This is a genomic window from Achromobacter sp. FW305-C-28, from assembly GCF_058783235.1.
Map to the genome: position 1 here is coordinate 156,447 of NZ_JBYSYL010000005.1, position 16,483 is coordinate 172,929.

Genomic DNA, 16,483 nt, shown 5'->3' on the forward strand with positions numbered 1-16,483 from the left:
TTCATTTCACTCATTGCACGTGCGTCGGCGTTGCCGTGCGCGAGGTCTGCGTCGGCATGCGCTCCTGGGTCAGCGTGCCGGGGGCGTCGGGCGACGGGCGCACCACCACGGTGTTGCCGGGTGGGTTGGCGCCCAGGTTGGGCAAGTCCGCCGGGCGCGGGGCGGCACTGGCGAATGGGCCGCCGCCGCTGGCGGGCACGCCGTCCAATGTCAGGGCGGTGGCCCATTGGCCATCGCGCCGGGACAGTACCTGGTAGCGCTGTGGACCGCCGGCGGTGCGGGCGACGATATAGAGCGTGCCATCGATAAGGTGCATCGCGGGCGGCGAGGCGGCCTCGGCGTCCAGTTTGGCGGGCTTGCCGTGTTCGACCAGCCAGAGCGGGCCGTTGGCGCGTTCCAGGATGGCCAGCACGACGTTGCCTTGCGCATCGGCATCGATGGCGGGGCGGCCGATGTAGGGCACGCCCAGGTCCGTGGGGGCGCTGAAGGTAATGTCCAGGTCCGTGGTGTCGCCGGTTTCCTCCAGGCGCGTCAGGTGATTGCCGGTGCGTTGGCGGAAGTAGAGTTCGACGCGGTGTTCGTGATTGCGGATCGCGGCAAGACCCCCGGCCGCTTCGGGGGCGGGGATACGGCGCCAGTGCTGCCAGTCGGGGCGTTGGCCTTTGGCGGCCGGCAGTTGGCGCGTGTAGAACAGTTGGCCGGCGCCGGCCGAGGCAAAGACGATGTAGCGGCCATCGTCGCCGCGCACGACCGCGGGCGCGCCCGTGGCGCCGTCCAGCGGCGGCAGTTCCTGCCAGGGGCTCCAGCTGCCGTCGATGCCGGTGGGCGCGATCCAGTGCAGCCGGCCGTCGTAGCCCAGCGCCACGGCGGCGGCTTCGCCGCGCGGCGCCACGGCCGGAATCTGGGTGACGCGGATGCCGGCCAGCGCCTGCCAGCCTTGCCAGGTGCCGTCATGGCGCTGCTTGTTGGCCCAGACGCCGCCCAGCGGGTCGCGCGCCATCAGGCCGGCGGTGCCGTCGGCGTGGGTGAATGACACCAGCGGTCCGCTGGTGCGTCCGCCCAGGCTCTGCCAGCGGTGTTGGCCGGCGTCCCAGCGGTTGACGGCGGCATTGGTCTCGCCCGCCGCAAACACGACCAGGCCGCCGCGCCCGTCTGGATAGATTTGCGGCGGCATGTCCTGGCGCGACACGTAGTAGGCGCGCTGGACCCAGGCGGCAGCGGGACCGGCGGGTTCCTTGCAGCCGGTGGGGCCTGCGCAATAGTGATAGTCGTTCCAGGCGTAGTGCTGGAAGATCACCGACTTGCTGGCGATCTCGGCGTCGGCCAGGTTGGTGGCGCGTTCCTGGCTGGGGTAGTCGATGTAGCCGGTTTCGGCGTAGTTGCCTGGCACGCGCAGCATGGCCGCGCGCACCAGCCGCGCGCTGGCGATGTGATCGGGATGGCCGTGGCCGGCGCAGCGCCAGCACAGCTGGGTGTAGGGCACGGCGATGGTGTCGTCCAGGTGGCGCACGGTGGTGGGCGCGTACTGGCGGATCAGTTCGGCAAGCGTGTCGACCAGTTGTTCGCGGGTGTAGGTCTCGGGGTAGGGGCCGAGGGTGTCGACGCTTTGGCCGGGTTCGGATTCGGTGCGGCTGAGCGGCGTAAGGCTGCCCCAGCCCTTGCCCAGCCAGGGGTCCTTCAAACGCATGTGCCAGAGCTGCACGCGGGGGTCGCCTTCCAGGGTGAAGCGCGCGATGCGGCGGCCGGCGACGATGCCGGTGTCTTCCTTCCATTGGTCGGGCTTGCCGGCCATGTAGGCGTAGGCGGCGCGCACGCCGCGCTCGCGGCCCAGCATGTAGGTGTCGCCTTCGCCCGCGTCGCTGGCGGTCAGGTAGACCACCCGCACGCAGCCGCCCGCCGCCACGTTCGAGGCGATATCGGGGTTCATGAACAGCAGGTCGTCATCCAGGTGGGCGACGAAAGCCAGGTCCTTGATGCCGTGGCATTGCGCCAGCGTGGGCGGCGCGGCAAGCACGCAGGGGCTGGTCAGGGCGGCCAGGGCGAAAAGCAGTATCCGGCCAAGGGGGCGAAACAGGTCCGGTCGTCGGGGCATGGCGTAGGGGCAGTCTGGCCCCGTTATTTTTAGACCCTTATTTATAGCGGATATGCCGTGCCGGCGTTCGTCATGGCCGTTACGCTTTTGTGCCGGACGTAACGGCGACGGCGCGCGTCACGCCGAAAACCCGCCGCAGCGCCCGGTTCGCCGGGCTGGAATAGCCGCTCGCCACGACGGCGCCGATCAGGCAGGAGGCCGTCAGATAGGCGCACAGCAAGGCCAGTCTGGCATCGCCGGGTGTCAGGGCGGGCGGCCAGGCCGTGCGCAGCAGGCCCAGAACGACCAGATGCAGCAGGTAGATCTCGTAGCAGTCGCGGCCGCAGCGTCCAAGCAGGCGCTGCGCCAAGCCGGTGGGCGGCCAGTCGGTCGCCGGCCGACGCAGCAGCAGCACGGCCGTGCCCAACGCCATCGCGCTGGCGCCCAGTACATTGCTGGCGCTGATGGGCCAGGCCAGGTAGAAGAGCAGCATGGCGATGCCGACCGCTGCGTGCACGAGCCGCCGTTGCAGGAAGGCGGGCGGATGGCGACGGGCCAGGACGGCGGCGACGCCACCGATGGCGATGGCGTCGAAGCAGGCCAGATAGCCATACAGATAGGCCTCGCTGCCATCCTGGTGCGCCAGGCGATAGAGCGGGCCGGCGATGATGAGCGCCGCCGCGAGCGCGCCGCGCATCCACGCGCGGCGCAGCAGCAGGCACGCGAGTGGAAAGAGCAGATAGAAGGCCAGCTCGACCGACAGCGACCACATCACGCCCAGGGCATAGTTGAGCCAGCCCTCGCGTATCACCAGCACGTTCATCCAGCCCGTCAGCGCGGCCAGGCTGGTCGTCCACAGCGACACGGCGGCGTCCGTGCGGTTGCCAAACAATGCCACGCCCGCCCACGCCAGGGCGTTCACCACCGCCAGCGTCAGCAACAGCGTGGGCACGATGCGCGCCAGCCGCAGCCCGTAGAATGGCGCGAGCCGCACGGCGCCCAGGCTGCCCCAGCGGTCCAGCGCGTTGCGCGTGACCAGATACCCCGAGATGACGAAGAACATCGTCACGCCATAGTTGCCGTTGCGCGCAATGGCGTGCGGCAACGGCCAGCCCAACAGGCTGGCAAGCAGGGTGTCTTGCAGGGGATAGGCGATGTTGAAGTGGTGCAGCAGCACCAGCAGGATCGACACGCCGCGCAGCGTGTCGATGCCGCCATCGCGCGCATCGGTCAGCATGGCGGGCGCTACTTTTGTGCCGCCGGGGCCGTCAGCGCCGGCCACTGGCTGATGAGTTCATCGCGGGCCCGCAGGCCAGCATTGGGGCGGGTGGCCTGTTCGTCCTGAATCAGGCGGGCGAACACGAGCTGGCGGCCATTCTTGCGGGCCCAGCCGACGAACCAGCCGTAGGCGTTGGCGGGGGTGTAGACGCCAGCATTGCCGGGCGACCCGGTGCCGGTCTTGCCGTAAATGCGCCAGCCGTCGGCGCTGCCGGCCTCGAACAGGGTGTCGGCCAGCGCGTAGGCCCCGGCCTTGATGGGCAGTTGCCGGTTGACGACCTGGCGCAGAAAGCCCAACTGCTCCAGCGGCGAGATACGCAGCGACGAGATGATCCAGGCGCCTTGCATGCCGTTGTGCTTGCCGGGTTCGCCCGACACATCTTCATTGCCGTAGCGGAACGCGGACGTGTACTGCTGGAAGCGCTGTGCTCCCAGGCGCTGGGCGACCTGCTGCGAATACCAGACCACGGAATACGTGATCCAGCGCGCCGGGTCGGTAGGCTGGCGCCAGGCGTCGCCGCCCCAGTCGGGGTAGTCAGGCTGGTAGTCCAGCACCGGCGCGTGCGGGCCTTGCAGGATGCCGGCGTCCGCACCCATCAGGGCGATGGCAAGCTTGAAGGTCGACGCCGGCGTGTAGCGTGTGCCGCAGGCCTCGGCCGTGCCTTGCTGGAACACGATATTGCCCGTGGCGGCGTCGGCCACCACGGTGCAGAGTTCACGCGCCTGGGTTGGCGCGGCGGCCAGTGCCGTCAGGGAAAAGGCGACGCCCAGGGCGTGGGGCAAGAGTCGAACGGTCATGATCGATGCAGTCATCAAGGAAAAAGCCAACACTCAGGCGCGCGGCGTGCGCCCATTGAGCAGAACCAGCGTCAGGTCGCGGTCGTCGATATGCAGGCGCATGGCCAGGCAGCGGCCCGCCTCGGTCGAGGCCCCGGTCTTGGACAGGCGGATGTCCCAGCCCTGCGCGCCGACCAGTGGATTGGTATTGCGGTAGTGCAGCGACGCGCCGGCCGTGGCAACGGTTTCGGCGAGCGCGGTGGTGTCGCGGGCGATCTGCGGATAGGCGGACGCGGCGGCCATGATCTTGCCGATGTCCACGGCGCTGGCGCGGTTGGCGCCCGACAGGCCGGTGGGTTCTTCCAGCGTGGTGTGTTGCAGATGCAGTGCGGCGGTCTTGCGCTGCAAGGCGGCCTGGAACGCGGTTTGACCGCCCGGGTAGCTGCGCGCCAGCGCATGGGCGGCGCGGTTGTCCGAAGACATCAGCGCCAGTTTCAGCAGGGTGTGCAGCGTGGTGGCGGTGCCCACCGGCAGCGCCGAGGCGGATGCCGCGGTGGCCTGCGCATCCTGTTCGTCGATCACGATGCGGCGGTCCAGGTCGGGCGCGGTGTCCAGCACGACCATGGCGGTCATCAGCTTGGTCAGCGACGCGATGGGCACGGCGTCGTTCTCGGCGCGGCCGAGCAGGGTGGCGCCGGACGCGTCGTCCTGCAGCAGCACGTGCGTGGCGCCGCTGGAGGCGATCAGGGCCTGGACGCCGGGTAGCTGGGCCAGGATGTGGCGGGCTTCGGTGGCCGTGGGCGCTTGACCGGGCCGGGCCGCTTGCAGCGCGGGCCAGGCGATGAACCCCGCCAACGCCAGTGTCATCGCCAGGATGGGCCCGGCGGCCGTGCGCCGCGCCGGGACGCTGGCGGGGGCGGCCAGGCGGCGGATGCGGTCCAGCAGATCGCCATCGCGTGCGCCGGGGGCGACAGCCGCGGGTGGGCGGCGGGCGTCGCTCAACCCATGCAAGGCACGGGCCAGCGTCAAGGGGCTGGGCAGCATCGAGGCGGCCATGGCGTCGGCAATGCGCTCGCGTTCGATGCGCAGGCGACGCGACAGCCACCACACCGAGGGGTGAAAGAACAGCAGCGCCTCGGCGGCGTGCTGCAACAGGTTCACCAGGTAATCGTGGCGCCGCACGTGCGCCAGTTCATGCGCCAGCAGGGCTTGCAGCAGGTCGGCCGGCATGCCGGTCACCAGCGTGGCGGGCATCAGCACCACGGGCTTGAGCCAACCGGCGGTGACGGGCGTGGCCAGGTGGTGCGCCACGCGCAGGCTGACGCCGCGTGCCAGGCCCAGGCGGCGCGACAGGTCGGCGGCGCGGGCCTGCCAGACCGGGTCGGCCCAGGCGTGGCTGCGGCGCAATTGGCCGCGCAGCCAGCCGATGCCCAGCAAGACGCGCACCGACGCCACGAGGCTGCCGATCAGCCAGGCCAACGCCAGCCACAGCGGCCAGCGGGCGGCGGCCGGCGCGGCAGGGTCCCCACCCGTCGACCCCGGCAACGCGCGCCAGGCCGAGGCCACATCGGCCGCCAGCACTGCCACGCAGGCGCACAGGGCGGCGCACAGCAGCGCATAACGCAAGCGATTGTCGCCAGGTCGGGTCAGCGCCAGCAGGCCCGCCGTGGCGGCGTGCAGGCACAGGATCTTCCAGGCCACGGCCGGCAGGCTGCCGCCGATGGCCCAGGCCGTGGCGAGCAGGAACGCGTTCACGGCTTGTCTTTGCGCAGCAGCGCTTCGATTTCGGCGCGGTCTTTCTTGCTGACGTGGCCATCGCGCAGCGCGGCCTGCACCAGCGCCTTGCCCGAACCGGCGAAGGCGCGGCGGATCAGGTCCTTGACCAGGCCGCCTTGCGTGGCCGCCTGGGTCTGCGCCGCCGCATACACATGGGAACGCTCGCTTTCGTCGCGCGTCAGCAGGCCCTTGCCGTGCATGAGCTGCATCTGCCGCAGCACGTTGGCGTAGGTCAGGTCGTCGCGCTGAGCGGCCATGGCGGCGTGGACCTGCTTGACGGTGGCGGGGCCGGTTTCCCACAGCGCGCGCAGCACATCGAGTTCGGCGCTGGTGGGCTTGGCGGCGGGCGCAGGCGTGGGGGGCATCGAGGCGGACGTGGACAGAAACGTTGATAGAACTATTTTTCTAGAATAGTTTTTCTAGAAAAAAAAGTCTACTTGGATTTGCCGCGATCCTGCCACGAGCCTGGGAATTGGAGCGTTCGGGAGCGGGCGCGCAGACGCCGCTCAGTCCCTGGCCGGCGAAAGCGCCTTCAGGCCGACGATGCCCGAGATGATCAGGACAAAGCACATGACGCGCATGAAGCTGCGGTCTTCTCCCAGGAAGAGCGACCCGTAGATGGCGGTGCCGACGGCGCCGATGCCGACCCAGACGGCGTAGGCCGTGCCCACGGGAATGGTGCGCGTGGCCAGCGACAGCAGATACATGCTGACGCCGATGAAGAAGATGCAGAACAGGCTGGGGCCGAGGCGGGTGAAGCCGTCGGTGCGTGGCATGGCCGCCGCGTAGAAGACTTCCGCGACGCCGGCCAGCGCCAGATAGATCCATCCCATGCCGTTCCCCTTATTGCTCTGCACAAAAGGGGAAATATACCGGAGGGCAATGCGCGAGCGGCGCCAGGCCCATTCGCCCGGAGCGCCCGCCAAACGCAGCGTTCATGCGCATTACCGCGCCAGCCGGGGATTGAACGCGTCGTTCAGCGCATCGCCCAGCAGGTTCAGCGACAGCACGGTCAGGATGATGGACACGCCCGGCAGCGCGGTCAGGTACCAGGCGGTGCGCAGCATTTCGCGGGCGCTGCCGATCATGCTGCCCCACGACACGGCGTTGGGGTCGCCCATGTTCATGAATGACAGCGCCGATTCCATCAGGATGGCGTTGGCGACCAGCACCGAGGTCGTCACGATGACCGGCGGCAGGGCGTTTGGCAGGATTTCGAGCAGGGCGATGCGGGCGTGGCTGTAGCCCAGGCTGCGCGCGGCCTGCACGAATTCCGTTTCGCGCAGGGTACGGAATTCGGCGCGCACCAGCCGCGCGATCACGGGCCAGGACGCCACGCCGATGGACAGCGCGATCACCGCCACCGACGGCCGGGCGATGGCGACGATGACCACCACGAGCAGGAACGACGGAATGGTCTGCAGCAGTTCGGTGACGCGCATCAGCGCCATGTCGACCCAGCCGCCGAAATAGCCGGCGGCCGCGCCGACCGCGATGCCGATGACCAGGCTGAGCAGCGCGGCGGTGAAGCCCACGGTCAGCGATACTCGCGCGCCGTGCGCCAGACCGGCGGCCACATCGCGCCCCATGGTGTCGGTGCCCAGCCAGAAGCCGGGGTCCTGGCCGGGCCACAGGATGGGCGGGCCGACCATGTCGAGCGGGTCGTTCGGAAATACCCACGGCGCGGTCACCGCCGCCAGCAGGATCAACAGCAGCAGCACGCCGCCCGCGACGGCGGCGGGGTTGGCGAGCAGGCGGCCCAGCGCGCCGCGGCGGCGCCAGGGCAGTCGGGCGGGCGGGGCGCCCAGCGTGGATTCGATAGGAGCGGACATGAGGGAACTCAGGAAAGAAGCGGCGTCGTTTGAGCAGGCATGCGTGACTCAGGCAGGCAGCAGACGCCGTTCAGCGCGCGCGGATGCGCGGGTCCAGCATGGTCTGCAGCAGGTCGACCAGGATGTTGGCCACGATGACCAGCAGCGACGACAGCACCAGGATGCCCAGCAGCACGACGTAGTCGCGACCCATGACGGAGTCATAGGCCAGGCGGCCCAGGCCGGGCCAGCTGAAGACGGTCTCGACCACCACCGCGCCGCCCAGCAGCGTGCCGACGTTCAACCCCGCCACGGTGGTGACGGGAATGAGGGCGTTGCGCAGCACGTGGCGCAGCGCCACCGCGCGCGGCGTCAGGCCCTTGGCGTGGGCGGTGCGCACGAAGTCCTGGCGGTTCACTTCCAGCATCGAGGCGCGCGTGAGCCGCGCGAAGATGGCGACATAGAAGCTGGCCAGCGCCAGCGTGGGCAGCACCAGGTGGCGCGCCACGTCCAGCGCATGCGCAAAACCCGTGGCGCCCGAGCCGATGGTGGAGACGCCGCCCGGCGGCAGCCAGCCCAGCTTGACCGACAGCAGGATGATGGCCATCAGGCCCAGCCAGAAGCCGGGCGTGGAATACAGCAGCAGCGCGGCCAGCGACAAGGCACGGTCCAGCCAGCGGCCGGCAAAGCTGGCCATCAGCGCGCCCAGCGCGATGCCGGCGGCCAGGGCGCAGGCCAGCGCGCTGCCCATCAGCAGCACGGTGTTGCCCAGCCGGCTGAAGATCAGGTCCGACACCGGCAGGTTATAGCGCGGCGATACCCCCAGGTTCAGCGTGGCCAGGTTGCGCAGGTAGTCGCCCAGCTGTTGCAGCACGGGCTGGTCCAGTCCGAAGTGCGTGCGCAGCGCCGCCATGCTGGCCTCGGTGGCCGAGCCGGACTCGGCCGCGATCACGTCGGCGGCATCGCCCGGCACGGCCTGCAGCAGGAAGAAGCTGAGCAGGACGACGCCGATGACCGTGGGCACGGCCTGCAGCAGCGAGCGTCCCAGGACGCGCAGGGTGCGTGCGCTCATGGTTGCAGGTAGACGTCGGCCAGGTTGGATTCCACGCCGTCGGCGGTCAGCGAGTGGTCGTGCACGCGCTGGTTGGCGATGGTGATGAATTCCGGCTGGTACAGGTTCAGGTCGGGCACCTCGCGGGCCACGATCTGCTGGAATTCCTTGAACAGCTGCACGCGGCGGGCCGGATCGTTTTCGACGGCGGCGGCTTCCAGCAATTCATCCACCTTGGGGTTGTTGTAGTGCGTGCCGTTGGAGAAGGGCACCCCCTTGATGAAGTTCTTTGACCAGTACAGGCGCTGCACCCCGACAGTGGGGTCGAACAGGTTGCTGGCACCGTTGGTGGTGAACGAGAAGTCGCGGTCGGTGTAGACGCGCTTGATGAAGGCCGAGGCGTCCTGCGCGCGGACGGTGACGGCTATGCCGACGCGCGCCAGCGTGGTGCGCAGGTAGTCGGCCAGGCGCGGGCCGTCGGCGCCGATCGGGTTGTAGTCCAGCGTCACGCGGTACCGCACGCCGTCGGCGCCCTTGGGGTAGCCGGCTTCGTCCAGCAGCGCGTTGGCGCGCTTCAGGTCAAAGGGGTAGGGCGTGATGGCCGGGTCGTTGTACGTCTTCAGGCCGGGCGCGATGGGCGAGTACGCCACCTGGCCGACGCCGTAGTTCACGACCTTCAGGATGACGTTGCGGTCGACGGCGTGGGCCACCGCCTGGCGCACTTTCTCGTTCTTGAAGAACGGATCGTCCAGGTTGAATTCCAGCCGCGTGACATTGTAGGAATAGCTGTTGCCCTTCGTCTCGAAGCGCAGCGTGGGCACGGCCTTCAGGCGTGCCAGGTCGGCCAGCGGCACGGGGGTGCGGTAGCCCAGGTCGGCCGTGCCGGTCTCGAAGGCGATGGCCGCGGCGGCGGGGTCGGCCACCACGCGCACGATCAGGCGGTCGATGTAGGGCTTGGGCTTGTCCCAGTAGTCGGGGTTGCGTTCATACACGATGTGGCTGCCGCGCACCCATTCCTTGAACTTGTAGGGGCCGGTGCCGATCGGCGCAGACGTGGCCGGGTTGGTCAGCGGGTCGGTGCCTTCGTAGATGTGCTTGGGGATGATCGGCGTTTCCGTGGCGACGAAGGCGCGGATCAGGTAGGGCGCGGGCTTGGACAGGCGCAGCACCACGGTATGGTCGTCGGGCGTTTCGATGGCGGTGACGTTGGCGAAGGTGTTGCGTCCGCGCGGATGGATCTTCTTGAGCAGGTCGATCGAGAAGGCCACGTCGGCCGCGGTGAACGGTTTGCCGTCATGCCATTTCACGCCCTGGCGCAGCGTGAAGGTATACACCGTGCCGTCTGGGCTGATGGTCCAGGCGGTGGCCAGCTGCGGCTCGGGCTTCAGGTCGTAGTCGTACTTCAACAGGCCTTCGGTGACCTTGGCGCTGACGCTGAGGATCGGCGTGGCGACGTTGCCCACGGTGACCAGCGCGGTGGGTTCGGAAGGCAGCAGCAGCGTCAGCGTGCCGCCGCGAGCGGGTTCGGCGTGGGCGTACGGCGCGGCGGCCAGCAGCAGGCCGGAGAACAGCAGTTTCAGGAAGGGGCGGCGGAGCGGTTTCATGGTCGTCGGCAAAGAGGGGGGGACGCCCGACGCGCAGGGCGCCGGGCCGGGGTTCAAGGGATCAGGTGGGGGCGACGGGGCGGCCGTAGGCGTCTTCGGCCTGCGCGGCGCTGACCAGGCCGTACTGCACGTCGCGTTGCAGGCGGGCGTCGGGGCGTTCGGCAGGATCGCCCAGCCCGCCGCCGCCGGGGGTGTGCACCACCAGGCGTTCGCCGGCCGGGATCAGCTGGCGGCCCTTGGCGCGCAGCACGGCGCCGGACGACAGTTCCAGCCGGCCGCCGGCCCCGGCCTGGCCGCCAAGCGCGCCGCGGGCCGGATGCACCACGCGGTCAAAGGCGGCGGCGATGATCATGCCGGCCTGCGGATCGGCGTGGCGCACCACGATGGTCTGGCCCAGGCCGCCGCGTACCGTGCCTGGGCCGCCGGAATCCTGGCGATATTCCTTTTGCTCGAACACCAGCGGGTTGGCGCTTTCCAGGATTTCAAGCGACACGTTGCGCACGCCGCTGGGGTAGGACGTGACCGACAGGCCATCCTTGCCGGGCCGCGCGCCGGTGCCGCCGGTGGAAAAGCTGGTGGCATTGAAACGCCGGCCGGCCAAGAGACTCTGCTGCTCTGCCTGCGTGGCGCCGGCCAGCGGCTCGCCGCCCACCAGGTGCAGGTTCCACAGCGACGAGGCGCCTTCGGCGGGCACCTGGTCGGCGCGCGCCTGGCGCAGGGCGCCGAACACCACGTCGGGCAGCATCTGCCCGATGATGTGGCGAGCGGTGACCGCGGCGGGAAAGCGCGCGTTCAGAATGGAGCCCTCGGGCGCGGACACTTCCACCAGCGACAGCGAGCCGGCGTTGTTGGGCACGTCGGCGCCGATCAGGCAGCGGATGCCGAACGACGTGTAGGCGTCGGTGTAGGCCTTGACCACGTTGATGCCGCGCGTGACGCTGGGCGAGGTACCGTCGAAGTCCACCAGGATCTTGCCGGCCTGCACGGTGACGCTGGCCTGCAGCGTAATGGGGGCGTCGTAGCCGTCGATCACCAGCGTGTTGTGCCAGGTGCCCTGGGGCCATTGCGAGATCGCCAGGCGCATCGCCTGCGCCGACTGCTCGACGATGTAGCCGCCCAGCGCGTCCAGGTCGGCCAGCTGGAATTCCGTCAGCAGCGACTTCAGGCGGCGTCCGCCGATGTCGTTGCAGGCCACCAGCGCATACAGGTCGCCTTCGACCTGTTCGGGTTCGCGCACGTTGGCGCGGATGATGGCCAGCACGCCGGGGTCGACCTGGTGCTGGTGAAAGAACCGCAGGATCGGCAGGAACAGGCCTTCGTGATAGACCTCCAGCCCGTCGGCGCTGCTGCCGATGCCGCCGATGTCGATCACGTGCAGGGTCGAGGCAAACAGCGCGACCAGCGCGCCCTCATGGAACACCGGCGACACCATGGTCATGTCGAACAGGTGGCCGGTGCCTTTCCAGGGGTCGTTGGTCAGCAGCACGTCGCCGTCTTTCAGCGTGTCGGGCGGGAACACTTTCAGGAAGTGCTTGACCGATTCGGCCATGGCGTTGACGTGGCCCGGCGTGCCGGTGACGGCCTGGGCGATCATCCGGCCGTCCGGCAGGAAAACGCCGGCTGACAAGTCTCCGGCCTCGCGCGTGGCGGTGCCGAAGGCCGAGCGGATCAGGACCTGGGCCTGCTCTTCCACTACCGACAAGAGGCGGTTCCAGGCCAGCTGGAAACGGATGCGTTCCTGGGGCGTGTGTTGGTGCGTACTCATGCTGCGTGTTCCTTTCCAGCGCGCGGCGCCGAGGCCGCCTGGATATCGTCCAGCACCAGCGAGCCGAGCCGGCTGCGCCGCGCCTCGAAGCCCGCGGGCACAAAGGTAGTGGTCTCGTCTTCGACGACCAGCGCGGGGCCGCTCAGCTTCTGCTCTGCGTCCAGCGCCTGGCGCTCATAGGTGGGCACGTCGGCCCAGCGGTTCTGCTCGAAGTCGTACAGCGCGCGCGTGCCGGACGAGCGCGCCGCGGTGGCCGGGCCGCTGGCGATATGGTCGCGCGGCCGTTCGCGGCGCGCGCCGGCCTGGGCGGCGACCGACCAGCTGACGGTTTCGGGCGCCACGTGCGGCAGGCTGCGGCCATAGAGCTGCGCATAGCGTTCGGCGAACGCGACGTCCAGCTGGCGGCTGGCGGCGGCATCGAAGGGGCCGTCCGGCAGGTCGACAGGAATCTCGTGGCCCTGGCCGCTGTAGCGCATGAACACCACGCGCTTGTGGCTAAGCGGCGCATCGGGCGCGGCGCGCCGCACCACGGTGTCCACCCCCGCGGTCAGTTCGTCCAGCAGGCGCTGCACGGCGGCGTGGTCGATCGTGGCCAGGCGTTGATGAAAGCTGCGCACGGCCTGGTAGGCAATGGGCGCCCACAGGAAGCCCACCGCCGAGCCCACGCCGGCCGATTCCGGGATGATGACGCGGCCGATGCCCAGCTTGCGCGCCAGCCGCGCGGCATGCAGCGGCGCCGCACCGCCAAAGGCGATCAGGGTGTGTTCCTCGGCGGCCTTGCCCAGTTCCGATGCGTGCACACGGGCGGCGTTGGCCATGTTCTCGGTGACCACGTCGATGATGGCCTGCGCGGCCTGCGGGCCGTCCAGGCCGGCGGCCGCGGCCAGGTGGGTCTCGATAGCGTGGCGCGCGCGTTCGGGCTGCAGGTTGACCTTGCCCACGGCGAAGCGGTCGGGCGTGACCGTGCCGATCAAGGCATGCGCATCGGTCACCGTCGGCAGTTCGCCGCCGTTGCCATAGGCGGCCGGGCCCGGCGACGAGCCGGCGCTGTCGGGGCCGACCTGCACCACGCCCAGGTGGTTGACGCGCGCGATCGAGCCGCCGCCTGCGCCGATCTCGACCATCTCGATGACCGGAATGCGGATGGGCAGGCCGGAGCCCTTCAGGTGGCGGTGCACGCGGCCGAATTCGAAGCTGCGGCTCACTTGCGGTTCGAAGTCGTCGATGTAGCAGATCTTGGCCGTGGTGCCGCCCATGTCGAACGACAGCGCGCGGGCCGCGCCGGTCTGCTCGGCAATGTGCTGCGCCAGGATCGCGCCGCCCGCGGGGCCGGATTCGACCAGACGCACCGGTTCGTCGACGCCGGTCTGCAAGGTGGCGATCGAGCCGCCGGAGGTCATCAGGAACGGTTCGCCGCGCAGGCCGCGTTGGCGTGCGGCCTCGTTCAGGCGGCGCAGGTAGCCAGACACCTGGGGCTGTACATAGGCATTGGCACTGACGGTGGACAGGCGCGGATACTCGCGGATTTCGGCGCACACGTCGGATGACAGCGACACCCACAGCTGCGGCGCGTGTTCACGCAGCAGCTCGCGGATGCGGCGTTCGTGGTCGGGGTAGGCGTAGCTGTGCAGCAGGCAGACGGCCACGCTTTCGACGCCGGCACGGGTCAGCTCGCCGGCCAGCGCGACCACCTGGGCCTCGTCCAGCGGCGTCAGCACCTGGCCCTGGGCGTCGACGCGTTCGGTGATGCCATGGCGCCAGGGGCGCGGCACCAGCGGTTCGGGCTTGTCCAGGAAGATGTCGTACTGCGCGAAGCGGTCTTCCAGGCCGATCTCGACCAGGTCGCGAAAGCCGGCCGTCGTCAGCAGCGCGGTGCGCGCGCCCTTGCGTTCGATCAGGGCATTGGTGGCCAGCGTGGTGCCCAGGATCAGCAGGCTGACCTGCGGCCAGGCCAGCCCGGCCTGGTCCAGCAGCTCTTCGATGCCTTGCAGCACGGCGGTTTCGGGCGCGTCCGGCGTCGTCAGCAGCTTGGCGGACCAGCGGCGGGGTTCTTGTTCAAGGACGATATCGGTAAACGTGCCGCCGACGTCGACGGCAACGCGAACCGGCGCCGTCGAGGCGGTCTCGGAAGGGGATAGGGACATGGGGGCGGAAAGAGAGAATGCGAAGAGGAAACGCGAGGCGCCCGGAGGCGTCTGGTGTGCAAAACCCTGATCCTAAGCACTCCGCGTGCCGGCTAGAAGGACGTTTTCCGCATGTCGATATGCGAATTCCGAGCGGTGATTTGCTTATCGCCGAACGGTCGTTAGACGCATGCGGCCCGCGTCTTACCATCGCCGTCTCATGACCGAACTGCTCCGCATCCAGAACCTGACCGTCGACCTGCCGGCGGGCGCCGACCGCCCGCACGCGCTGCACGACCTGTCCCTGTCGGTGAACGCCGGCGAAATCGTCTGCGTGGTCGGCGAAAGCGGGTCGGGCAAGTCGCTGACCGCGGGCGCCATCCTGGGGCTCTTGCCGCAGGGCGTGCGCGCCAGCGGCGGCCAGGTGCTGTGGCAAGGGCAGGACCTGCTGCGCCTGCCGCCCGACGCATTGCGGCGCCTGCGCGGCCATCGCATCGGCATGATCTTCCAGGAACCGATGACGGCGCTGAACCCCTTGCGCACCATCGGTGACCAGATTGCGGAAGTGTTCCGCACGCATACCCGCCTTCCCGGCGCCGAGATCCGCCGCCGCACGCTGGAACTGCTGGAATCCGTGCGCCTGCCCGATCCCGCGCACGCGCTGGGCGCCTACCCGCATGAGTTATCCGGCGGCCAGCGCCAGCGCGCCATGATTGCCATGGCGCTGGCCCTGGAGCCCGCGCTGCTGATCGCCGATGAACCGACCACCGCGCTGGACGTCACCACGCAGGCGCAGATCCTGCACTTGATTCACGACTTGCAGCGGCGGCGCGGCACCGCGGTGCTGTTCATCACGCACGACTTCGGCGTGGTGGCGGAAATTGCCGACCGCGTTGCCGTCATGCAGCGCGGTGTATTGGTGGAAAGCGGCGCGGCCGACGAGGTGCTCGAACGCCCGCGCCATCCCTACACCCGCGCACTGATCGCCGCCGTGCCGCCGCTGGCGCCCGCCGCCAGCCGACAAGCCGTGGCGGCGGACGCCCCCAACATCCTGACCACCCAGGCCCTGTCCAAGACCTATCGCAAGCGTGGCTGGTTCGGCCAGCCGGGCCGCGTCACGCATGCGCTGGACGACGTGACGCTGGCGCTGCGCGAAGGCAGCACGCTGGGCATCGTCGGTGAAAGCGGCTCGGGCAAATCGACCCTGGCGCGCACCCTGCTGGGCTTGCTGGCGCCCGATGCCGGCGCCATCACGCTGGCCGGCGACACCGTGACGTTCAATGGCAGCCGCGCGCGGCGCGAGCATGCGCGGCGCGTGCAGATGGTGTTCCAGGACCCCTATGGGTCGTTGAACCCGCGTCAGCGCGTGGGCGAGATCGTGGCGCGCGGTCCCATCGTGCATGGCATGCCGCGGCGCGAGGCCTGGGCCCTGGCGCGCGAATTGTTCGAACTGGTGGGCCTGTCGCCGGACGCCCTGCGCCGCTATCCGCACGAGTTTTCCGGCGGCCAGCGCCAGCGTGTCGGGCTGGCCCGCGCGCTGGCGATGCGGCCGCGGGTGCTGATCGCCGACGAACCGGTATCGGCGCTGGATGTGTCGGTGCAGGCCCAGGTGCTGGCCCTGCTGGCCCGCCTGCGCGAACAATTGGGCCTGTCGATCGTCTTCATCACCCACGACCTGCGCGTGGCCGCGCAGGTGTGCGACCACATCGCCGTCATGAAGAACGGCCAGGTGGTCGAACAAGGTCCGTGCGCGGAGGTCTTTGCGGCCCCCGTGCATCCCTACACCCGCGCGTTGCTTGCCGCGGTACCCGGCCGCCGGTGGGATCCGGACGCGGCGGCGGCCCGGCAGGCGGCTTGATCTCTCGCGTGGCCGGGTTCAGCCCGGCCGGCCGGTGGCCTGCAGGATCAGTCGGGTGATCCATCACTACCTGAAGCACGAGATCGGCCTCGCGTCCGATCGGCAGGTGCTGTATTCCCACTGGCATCGCCGCCTGAGCGAAGAGCAGATCATCGAGATCGGCGGCCAGGCGTACCTGAATAGGGCGGGCGCAGTAGCTGGCGCAGCAGCGGGCACAGCGACGCGCAAGCACCGTCGGCCCGCGGCGCCCAACTGCACCAACTCGAATGATGGCTTGGGCGTGATGGTAGGGCCGAACTGGCGACGATCCGGGAATTGCGGTTTTTTTTGTGCCTAGGTAATATAGTCCCCCATACTATATTGAACAGG

13 protein-coding genes are annotated in these 16,483 nt (G+C 69.5%); 2 read left to right on the forward strand and 11 right to left on the reverse strand.

Features of this window, described 5'->3' with window-relative positions:
- Window positions 1–10: 10 nt before the first annotated feature.
- From AC3WMR_RS14950 to AC3WMR_RS15000, 11 genes are all read right to left on the reverse strand, one after another.
- Window positions 11–2,092, reverse strand: coding sequence for a DUF8189 domain-containing protein (locus tag AC3WMR_RS14950; protein ID WP_492264410.1), 2,082 nt, complete (start codon window positions 2,090–2,092; stop codon window positions 11–13).
- A gap of 79 nt (window positions 2,093–2,171) precedes the next feature.
- On the reverse strand, window positions 2,172–3,308 hold the full coding sequence (locus tag AC3WMR_RS14955) for an acyltransferase family protein (RefSeq protein WP_492264409.1): 1,137 nt from the start codon (window positions 3,306–3,308) through the stop codon (window positions 2,172–2,174).
- A gap of 8 nt (window positions 3,309–3,316) precedes the next feature.
- The gene (gene blaOXA, locus AC3WMR_RS14960; protein ID WP_492264408.1) at window positions 3,317–4,147 is read right to left on the reverse strand and encodes a class D beta-lactamase; all 831 of its coding nucleotides are present in this window, start codon (window positions 4,145–4,147) and stop codon (window positions 3,317–3,319) included.
- 33 nt (window positions 4,148–4,180) lie between these two features.
- The gene (locus AC3WMR_RS14965; protein WP_492264407.1) at window positions 4,181–5,881 is read right to left on the reverse strand and encodes a M56 family metallopeptidase; all 1,701 of its coding nucleotides are present in this window, start codon (window positions 5,879–5,881) and stop codon (window positions 4,181–4,183) included.
- Entirely contained in the window at window positions 5,878–6,267 is a 390-nt protein-coding gene (locus AC3WMR_RS14970) for a BlaI/MecI/CopY family transcriptional regulator (protein WP_492264406.1), read from the reverse strand. Before AC3WMR_RS14970 ends, AC3WMR_RS14965 begins: the two co-directional genes overlap by 4 nt.
- Before the next feature lie 141 nt (window positions 6,268–6,408).
- Window positions 6,409–6,735, reverse strand: a complete 327-nt coding sequence (locus AC3WMR_RS14975) for a DMT family transporter (protein WP_492264405.1) — start codon at window positions 6,733–6,735, stop codon at window positions 6,409–6,411.
- Window positions 6,736–6,846: 111 nt separating this feature from the next.
- Window positions 6,847–7,734 (reverse strand): ABC transporter permease, encoded by an 888-nt coding sequence (locus AC3WMR_RS14980; RefSeq protein ID WP_492264404.1) that lies wholly within the window; start codon window positions 7,732–7,734, stop codon window positions 6,847–6,849.
- Between the two features lie 70 nt (window positions 7,735–7,804).
- Window positions 7,805–8,785, reverse strand: coding sequence for an ABC transporter permease (locus tag AC3WMR_RS14985; protein WP_492264403.1), 981 nt, complete (start codon window positions 8,783–8,785; stop codon window positions 7,805–7,807).
- On the reverse strand, window positions 8,782–10,368 hold the full coding sequence (locus tag AC3WMR_RS14990; RefSeq protein WP_492264402.1) for an ABC transporter substrate-binding protein: 1,587 nt from the start codon (window positions 10,366–10,368) through the stop codon (window positions 8,782–8,784). The genes AC3WMR_RS14985 and AC3WMR_RS14990 overlap by 4 nt, the downstream gene beginning before the upstream one ends.
- A 61-nt stretch (window positions 10,369–10,429) precedes the next feature.
- A complete protein-coding gene (locus AC3WMR_RS14995) occupies window positions 10,430–12,133 on the reverse strand; it encodes a hydantoinase B/oxoprolinase family protein (protein ID WP_492264401.1) in 1,704 nt (567 codons plus the stop codon).
- Window positions 12,130–14,277, reverse strand: a complete 2,148-nt coding sequence (locus AC3WMR_RS15000) for a hydantoinase/oxoprolinase family protein (RefSeq protein ID WP_492264400.1) — start codon at window positions 14,275–14,277, stop codon at window positions 12,130–12,132. Before AC3WMR_RS15000 ends, AC3WMR_RS14995 begins: the two co-directional genes overlap by 4 nt.
- Window positions 14,278–14,476: 199 nt before the next feature.
- On the opposite strand from AC3WMR_RS15000, the gene AC3WMR_RS15005 reads away from it, so the two are divergent.
- Window positions 14,477–16,114: an ABC transporter ATP-binding protein gene (locus AC3WMR_RS15005; RefSeq protein ID WP_492264399.1), complete on the forward strand. Its 1,638-nt coding sequence runs from the start codon at window positions 14,477–14,479 to the stop codon at window positions 16,112–16,114.
- A 55-nt stretch (window positions 16,115–16,169) separates the two neighbouring features.
- A complete protein-coding gene (locus AC3WMR_RS15010; RefSeq protein ID WP_492264398.1) occupies window positions 16,170–16,451 on the forward strand; it encodes a hypothetical protein in 282 nt (93 codons plus the stop codon).
- The last annotated feature ends 32 nt before the right edge of the window (window positions 16,452–16,483 follow it).